This is a genomic window from Streptomyces sp. NPDC107559, from assembly GCF_055657365.1.
The window spans coordinates 1-8,207 of record NZ_JBVKBD010000047.1; the positions used below are offsets into that span (position 1 = coordinate 1).

Genomic DNA, 8,207 nt, shown 5'->3' on the forward strand with positions numbered 1-8,207 from the left:
CTGGGTGTGACGACGTTCGTGGAGATCGGTCCGGGTGGTGTCCTCAGCGCGTTGGTCCAGGGCTGCTTCGACGACGGTACGGATGTCGTCACCGTGCCCGTTCTGCGCGTCGACCGGCCTGAGCCGTACGCCCTCGTCGGCGCCGTCGGGCAGCTGTACACCCAGGGCATCTCGCCGGACTGGCAGGTGGTCTTCCCCGGAGCCCGTCGCGTCGATCTGCCCACGTACGCCTTCCAGCGCGAGCGCTACTGGCTCGACGCGCCTCAAGCGGCGACCGCCGGCACGCCAGAGGCGATGGACGCCGAGTTCTGGGACTCCGTCGAGAGCGAGGACCGGGCGTCCCTCGGTGCGCTTCTGGGACTGGAACCCGCGGAACTGGGCGTGGTCGCACCCAAGTTGTCCGCCTGGCGTCGGAAGCGGCGCGAGCAGTCCACCACCGACGGCTGGCGCTACCGGATCACCTGGCAGCCGCTCGGTGACATGGCTGGGGCCGCTCCGCCGGGGACCTGGCTCTACGCGGTCTCCGAGGAGACCGCGTGGACCGAGGCGATCCGCGCCGGGCTCACGGAACTCGGCGTCACGCTCGTACCGTTCGCCTTGGGTGAGGACACCGACCGCGACGTGCTCGCCCGGGCCCTCACCGACGCCGGGCACGAACAGGCCGACGGGATCCTGTTCGCCGCGGCGCAGGGGGAAGCGGGGGCCGCTGCCCTCCAGCGGCTCGTCCTGCTGGTCCAGGCCCTCGGCGACGCCGGGATCGAGGCCCCGCTGTGGTGCCTGACCAGCGGCGCGGTGTCGACCGGCACGACGGATCCGCTGACCGACCCCGTCTCCGCCAGGCTCTGGGGCCTGGGCAGGGTCGTCGCCCTGGAACAGCCGCAGCGCTGGGGCGGGCTCGTCGATCTGCCCGCAGAGCCGGACTTCCGCGCGCTGGAGCGACTGGCCGGCGTGCTGGCCCAGGCCGACGAGGACCAGCTCGCCGTACGCGCCTCCGGCGTGTCCGGCCGCCGCCTCGTGCGCGCCCCGCAGAGCGCGGCACCTGCGGACGCACCCTGGTCGCCGCGCGGCACCGTGCTCGTGACCGGTGGTACGGGTGCACTGGGCGGGCACGTGGCCCGCTGGCTCGCCAGCGCCGGTGCCGAGCACCTGGTACTCGCCGGCCGCCGGGGCCCCGACGCGCCGGGCGCCGCCGAACTCAAGGCGGAGCTGGAGGAGTTGGGCGCCGAGGTCACCGTCGCCGCGTGCGATGTGGCCGACCGCGACGCGCTCGCCGAGTTGCTCAGTCGGCACACCGTGAATGCCGTGGTGCACGCCGCGGGCGTACTCGACGACGGCCTGGTCGAATCGCTCACGCCCGAGCGCCTCGATCGCGTGCTGCGCCCCAAGGCGGACGCAGCGCTCCACCTGCACGAGCTGACCCGGGACCGCCAGGACCTCGACGCCTTCGTGCTCTTCTCCTCGATGACCGGTGTCTGGGGCAACGGCGGCCAGGGCGCCTACGGTGCCGCGAACGCCTTCCTCGACGCCCTCGCCGAGCAGCGCAGGGCGCAGGGCCTGCCCGCGCTGGCCGTCGCCTGGGGACCCTGGGCGGACGGGGGCATGGCCGACGGCGCCGCCGGTGACCATCTGCGGCGGCGCGGCGTACGGGAGATCGATGCCCTTCCCGCGATCTCCGTGCTGCACAGTGCGCTGACTCACGGCGAGACCTCCGTGACCGTCGCGGACGTGGACTGGGACCGTTTCGTCCCGGCCTTCGCCGCCACGCGTCCCTGCCCGTTGCTGCACGGCGTGCCCGAGGCCCGCGAAGCCCTCGAAGCACGCGCTCGGGCCGCGCGGAGCGCCGAAGTGCCCGTGTCCGCGCTGGTCCAGCGCCTCCTCGGTGCCACGCCGGGGGAACAGGGCCGCATCCTGCTGGACCTGGTCCGCGAGCAGGCCGCCACGGTGCTCGGCCACACCGGCATGGGCGCCTTCGAAGCCGACCGGACGTTTCGCGAGACCGGCTTCGACTCGCTCACCGCCGTCGAACTGCGCCACAGGCTCAACACGGCCACCGGCCTCAAGCTGCCCAGCTCCTTGGTCTTCGACCACCCGACCCCCACCGCCCTCGCCCGTCACCTGGGCGAGGAGCTCCTCGGCCGGTCGGGGCCGGAGGCGGACGCCGCGCAGCCGACGGCCGCGGTCGCGGCCGATGAGCCCCTTGCGATCGTCGGCATGAGTTGCCGCTTTCCCGGCGGTGTCCAGTCGCCGGAGGACCTGTGGGAACTGCTGAGCTCCGGCCGGGACGCGATGTCCGGGTTCCCCACCGACCGAGGCTGGGACATCGACGCGCTCTACGACCCCGATCCCGACCGACCCGGCAAGACGTACTCGCGTGAGGGTGGCTTCATCCAGGGCGCCGACCGCTTCGACGCCGGTCTCTTCGGGATCTCGCCGCGCGAGGCGCTGGCCATGGACCCGCAGCAGCGGCTGCTGCTGGAGACCTCGTGGGAGGCCTTCGAGCGGGCCGGCATCGCCCCCGCGTCCGTCCGCGCCAGCCGCACCGGCGTGTTCGTCGGCACCAACGGCCAGGACTACGCCAACGGGCTGCGCAACGCGCCCGAGGAGATCGAGGGGTACGCGCTCACCGGCAAGGCGGCGTCGGTCGTCTCCGGTCGTATCTCCTACACGTTCGGCCTGGAAGGTCCGGCGGTCACGGTCGACACGGCGTGCTCGTCCTCGCTCGTGGCCCTCCACCTCGCCGCGCAGGCGCTGCGGAGCGGCGAGTGCACGATGGCCCTGGTCGGGGGCGTCACCGTCATGACCACGCCGGAACTGTTCGTGGAGTTCAGCAGGCAGCGGGGGCTGTCGCCCGACGGCCGGTGCAAGGCGTTCGCGGCCGGTGCCGACGGCACGGGCTGGGCGGAGGGCGTCGGCATGCTGCTGGTGGAGCGGCTGTCCGACGCCCGGCGCGACGGCCACCGCGTGCTGGCCGTCGTGCGGGGCAGCGCGGTCAATCAGGACGGCGCGTCCAACGGTCTCACCGCGCCGAACGGTCCCTCGCAGCAGCGGGTCATCCGGCAGGCGCTGGCGTCCGCCGGGCTCACGCCGGCCGACGTGGACGCCGTCGAGGCCCATGGCACGGGGACCAGGCTCGGCGACCCGATCGAGGCGCAGGCGCTCCTCGCAACGTACGGTCGGGAACACTCCGACGACCGGCCGCTGCGGCTGGGCTCGGTCAAGTCCAACATCGGTCACACGCAGGCCGCGGCGGGCGTGGCCGGTGTGATCAAGATGGTGATGGCGATGCGGCACGGTGTGCTGCCGCAGACGCTCCACGTGGACGAGCCGACGCCGCACGTGGACTGGTCGGCGGGCGCCGTGCGGCTGCTGACCGAGGCGGTGCCATGGCCCGCGGCCGCCGGGCCCCGCCGGGCCGCGGTGTCGTCCTTCGGCATCGGCGGCACCAACGCGCACACCGTCATCGAGGAGGCGCCCGCCGCGGCCGTGGCAGAGCCGGCCCGGGGACACCGCCCGGTGCCCGTGCCGTGGGTGCTGTCGGCAAAGAGTGAAGTGGCGCTACGAGCCCAAGCGGAGCGTCTGCTGGCCGTCGCGACCGAAGACGTGTCGCCCGTCGACGCCGGATTCTCCACGGCGACGACGCGGTCGGCGCTGGAGCACCGGGCGGCGGTGGTCGGCACCGACCCGGCCGAACTGCGGGCGGGCCTTGAGGCCCTCGCCGTAGGCGAACCGGCGGCGAACGTCGTCGCCGGGCGGGCTCATCCGACGGCCAAGGTCGGGTTCTTGTTCTCGGGCCAGGGTTCGCAGCGGTTGGGGATGGGGCGCGAACTGTACGCGGCGTACCCGGTGTTCGCTGCGGCGTACGACGAGGTGTGCGCGCTCCTGGATGCGCCGGTCGATATCGACTCGGACGAGCTCGATCGGACGGGTTCGGCGCAGCCGGCGTTGTTCGCGGTCGAGGTGGCGTTGTTCCGGTTGCTGGAGTCGTGGGGTGTGCGGCCGGACTTTGTGGCTGGGCATTCGGTGGGTGAGATCGCGGCTGCGCATGTGGCCGGGGTGCTGTCGCTGGAGGATGCGGCGAGGTTGGTGTCGGCGCGGGCTGCGTTGATGCAGGCGCTGCCCGCTGGTGGTGCGATGGTGGCGGTGCAGGCGGCTGAGGACGAGGTGTTGCCGTACCTGACCGACGAGGTCGGTGTCGCGGCGGTCAATGGCCCTCGGTCCGTGGTCATTTCGGGTGTGGAGGGCGCGGTTGGGACGATTTCCGAGGTCTTCGCCGCTCAAGGTCGTAAGACGTCTCGCCTGAAGGTCAGTCATGCGTTCCATTCACCCCTCATGGATCCGATGCTGGAGGAGTTCGCGGAGGTCGTCGGCGGTCTGGTCTTCAACGAGCCGCGGATTCCTGTGGTTTCGAACCTCACCGGTCGTCTGGCGGAGGCGTACACGCCCGAGTACTGGGTGCGGCACGTCCGTGAGGCGGTCCGTTTCGCCGACGGGGTGCGGACCCTGCACGAGCTGGGTGTGACCACGTTCGTGGAGATCGGCCCCGGCGGTGTCCTGAGCGGCCTGGCGCAGGGCTGTGTGGACGACATCGTCACCATCCCCGTACTCCGAGCAGACCGCCCCGAACCTCAGGCGCTCACCACCGCGTACGCCCAACTGCACGTCAGCGGCGCCGAAGTGGACTGGCACGCCTTCTTCCCGGGCGCCCGCCGCGTCGATCTGCCCACGTACGCCTTCCAGCGCGAGCGCTACTGGCTCGACGCCCCCGCCTCCGCCGGTGACATGCGCGCAGTGGGGCAGGGCGAGGCCGGGCACCCGCTCCTCGGCGCCGCCGTGCCGCTGGCCGACGGCGACGGACATCTGCTCACCGGGCGGCTCTCGACGCATACGCACCCGTGGCTGGTGGATCACGCCGTCAATGGGGTCGCGCTCCTGCCGGGAACCGCGTTCGTCGAGCTGGCGATCACCGCTGCCGACGCCGTGGGCTGCGACCTGCTGGAAGAGCTGACGCTGGAGACACCGCTGCTCGTGCCCGAGCGCGGGGGCGTCGCCCTGCAGGTGCGCGTAGGCGCCGACGACGGTTCGGGTCGCAGGGCGCTGACCGTGCACTCGCGGATCGACGGCGGGGACGCGTACGCCCACGAGGACGTCGCCGAGCGGGCATGGGCCCGGCATGCCTCCGGCTCGCTGGCCGTCGCCACAGGAGGGCCCGTGGACGGCTCGCTCGCCGCGTGGCCGCCCGTGGGCGCGGAGCCGGTCGACGTCGACAGGTTCTACGACCGCTTGGCCGGCATGGCCCTCGACTACGGACCCGTCTTCCAGGGGCTGCGCGCCGCGTGGCGGAACGGGGACGACTTCTTCGCCGAGGTGGAGCTGCCGGACGCGGAGCGGCTGGATGCGGCCGCGTACGGTCTGCACCCGGCCCTGTTCGACGCCGCCCTGCACACCGTCTGGCTGGGCGCGGTCGAGCCCGAGGCCGGCACGGGGAACGGGCTGCTGCCGTTCGCCTGGAGCGGCGTGCGTCTGGCCGCTGCCGGAGCCTCCGGCCTGCGGGTGAAGGTCTCGCGCGTGGGCACCGGCACCTCCACGGTGTCGCTGATGCTGGCCGACGGCACCGGTGAGCCGATCGCGCAGGTCGACACGCTGACGCTGCGCCCGGTGCCCGCCGACCGGTTGCGCGCCGGTTCCGGCCGCGTCGACGCGCTCTTCGGCCTGGAGTGGACACCCGTCGGCCTGCCGCCCGCGCCGGACGGCATGAAGATCGAGACGTACGAGGATCTCGCCGCTCTTCGAGCCGCGGACTCGCCGGCGGGCACCGATGCCGGAGCCAACGCCAGTGCCGGAGCCGTCGCCGATGCCGTGGTCGTGCACTGCCCGACCGGGGCCGGCGCGGACCTTGCCACCCGGGTCCGTGAGGTCACCCAAGCGGTGCTGGAACTGGTGCAGTGGTGGCTGGCCGAGGAACGCCCGGCGCGCTTGGTGCTGGTGATGCGTACGGGAGACCTCGCCCAGTCGGCGGTCCGCGGACTGGTGCGCTCGGCGCAGACCGAGAACCCCGACCGCATCGTGCTGGTGGAGACCGCCGCCGATGCCGATGCCGATGCCGGTGTCGGCGGCGATGTCGGCGGCGTCGGTCTCGCCCGGGTGCTGCCCGGCCTGATCGCGTCCGGTGAGTCGCAGGCCGCGGTGCACGCGGACGACGAGGTCCGGGTGCCGAGGCTGGTCCGTGTCGCCGAGTCGGACGCGGTTCCGGAGCTTCCCGGCCTCGGCTCCGGCACCGTTCTGCTGACCGGCGCGTCGGGCGGGCTGGGCGGGCTGTTGGCCCGGCACCTGGTCGCCGAGCACGGTGTGCGCAGCCTGCTGCTGGTCAGCCGCCGCGGTGGTGACGCACCTGGCGCGGCCGAGCTCGCCGCCGAGCTGACCGCGCAGGGCGCCGACGTCACCTGGGCCGCGTGTGACGTGGCCGACCGTGATGCCGTCCGTGCACTCCTGACCGGGCCCGGGCAGAACCTGTCCGCGATCATCCACACCGCCGGCGTCCTGGACGACGGAATCATCGGCTCGCTGACCCCAGAGCGACTGGACGCCGTGTTCCGCCCGAAGGTGGACGCGGCGCTGAACCTGCACGACCTGGCGTGCGAGCTGTCCGGCGACCTGTCCGCGTTTGTGCTCTTCTCCTCGGTGGCGGGCACCCTCGGTACGCCGGGCCAGGGGAACTACGCCGCTGCCAACACCTTCCTCGACGCCCTCGCCGAGCACCGCCGTGCCGCGGGCCTGAGGGCCATATCGCTGGCCTGGGGCCTGTGGGCGCAGGACAGCGAGAGCGCCATGACCGGCGGCCTCGACCACATCGATCTCACACGCATCAAGCGCATGGGCCTCGCCGCGATCCCGTCGGCGGACGGCCTGCGGATGTTCGACGCGGCACTGGCCACCCGTCGGGCAGCGGTCGCCCCGATCCGGCTCGACACGTCCGCCTTCCGCGAAGGACAGGGGCAGCAGCCCGTGCCGCCGGTCCTGCGTGAACTGGTGAGGGTCGCGCCGGTGCGGCGCGCGGCGCGGACCGCGCCGAGGGGATCGCTGGGGCAGCGGCTGGCCGGGCTGCCGGAGGCCGAGCGTGAGCAGGTGGTGCTGGACCTGGTGCGCACCGAGGTCGCCGCCGTGCTCGGGCACGCCGGCACACAGTCGGTCGGCGCGGACGACTCGTTCAAGGACATCGGGTTCGACTCGCTCACCGCCGTCGAACTGCGCAACAAGCTCAACTCGGCCGTCGGCATGCGCCTGCCGGCCACCCTGATCTTCGACCACCCGAACCCGCTTGCCCTCGCCCGCTTCCTCACCGCCGAAGCCGCAGGCTCCGGCGAGGCGACGGCAGCCGTGCAGGCGGCACTCTCCCCGGCCACCGGAACGGCGGACGAGCCCATCGCGATCGTGGGCATGGCCTGCCGCTACCCCGGCGGCGTGCGGTCGCCCGAAGACCTGTGGCAGCTGGTGCACTCCGGCCGCGACGCCGTGTCGGGCTTCCCCGAGGACCGCGGCTGGGACGTGGGGAAGCTCTACGACCCGGACCCCGACCAGTGGGGCACCAGCTACACCCGCGAGGGCGGCTTCCTCCATGACGCGGCAGACTTCGACGCCGAGTTCTTCGGGATCTCGCCGCGTGAGGCGCTGGCGATGGACCCGCAGCAGCGGTTGCTGCTGGAGACGTCTTGGGAGGCGTTCGAGCGGGCCGGGATCGACCCGGCGACTGTGCGGGGCAGCAGGACCGGTGTCTTCGCCGGCGTGATGTACCACGACTACGGCGGGCGCGTTCACACCTCGCCGGCAGGGCTGGAGGGCTACCTCGTCAACGGCAGTGCGGGCAGCGTCGCTTCGGGGCGTGTCTCGTACACGTTCGGGCTGGAGGGTCCGGCGGTCACGGTCGACACGGCGTGCTCGTCGTCGCTCGTGGCTCTCCACCTCGCCGCGCAGGCGCTGCGGAGCGGGGAGTGCTCGATGGCCCTCGTCGGCGGAGTCACGGTGATGGCAGGCCCGTCCGTGTTCGTGGAGTTCAGCCGTCAGCGCGGGCTGTCGGCGGACGGCCGGTGCAAGGCGTTCGGCGCCGGTGCGGACGGCACGGGCTGGGCCGAGGGTGCGGGGATGTTGCTGGTGGAGCGGTTGTCCGACGCGCGTCGCAACGGGCATCAGGTGTTGGCGGTGGTTCGCGGTAC

The 8,207-nt window shown here is 73.0% G+C and carries 1 protein-coding gene; it reads left to right on the forward strand.

The annotated features are described in order from the left end of the window. Positions 1-8,207: SDR family NAD(P)-dependent oxidoreductase (locus ACZ7OY_RS44440; protein ID WP_472251195.1), on the forward strand; the 8,207-nt coding region annotated here is incomplete at both ends.